The organism is Brachyspira sp. SAP_772 (assembly GCF_009755885.1).
Taxonomy (GTDB): domain Bacteria; phylum Spirochaetota; class Brachyspiria; order Brachyspirales; family Brachyspiraceae; genus Brachyspira.
Genome location: NZ_VYIX01000140.1, coordinates 1 through 739 on the forward strand (window position 1 = coordinate 1; position 739 = coordinate 739).

A 739-nucleotide genomic window follows, 5' to 3' on the forward strand; every position below is an offset into this window, starting at 1 on the left:
AGATACTGTAGCAAGAAAGATGGATATAATAGATTGGCTTATACAGATAGACAAAATAAATCCGCAATTAATATTTTTTGAAGCTACTACTGCTACTATAAATTATACTTGGGATACTATTGATGCTATTAAAGATAAATATAAAAATGCTTATATAGTTTTGGCAGGCGACCATGTTACAGCATTGCCTGAAGAGAGTTTTGATAARTCTGAAGTAGATTTTGTTATTACAGGCGGAGATTATGATATACTTCTTTTAAGCATTGTAAATCATATTAATAACGGTGAAAAATTAAAAGAAGGTATATATTATAGAACTTCTCAAGGAAATATTAGAAATACCGGCAAWTGTAAACTTGACTATCCTCTAGACCGCCTTCCATTTATAGATAGAAATCTTACTAACTGGAAATTATATTCCAAAGAAAATGAGTATTATAAAAAAACTCCGGCTACATTTATTATGTCTGGAAGGGGTGCTGTTTTTAGTAATTATARTTGTGCAGCTTCCAATATATTATTTAATAATGTTAGATTAAGAAACCCYATTAATGTTGTTGATGAAATAGAATATTTATACAAAAGATATGGTATAAAAGAGTTTGTTGATGTTACAGTATCTTTTCCTATGGGAGAATGGCTTTCACTTTTTTGTCAAACTATGATAGAGAGAAAATTAAACAAAAAAGTTTATATTGAYTGCCACATGTATTTTACTGATTTGGATTATCATTATTAT

General features: G+C 28.2%; 1 protein-coding gene. It reads left to right on the forward strand.

Annotation, left to right across the window (positions count from 1 at the left end):
• Positions 1-739 (forward strand): radical SAM protein (locus GQX97_RS13105; RefSeq protein ID WP_368666584.1); only part of this gene is annotated, 739 nt, incomplete at both ends.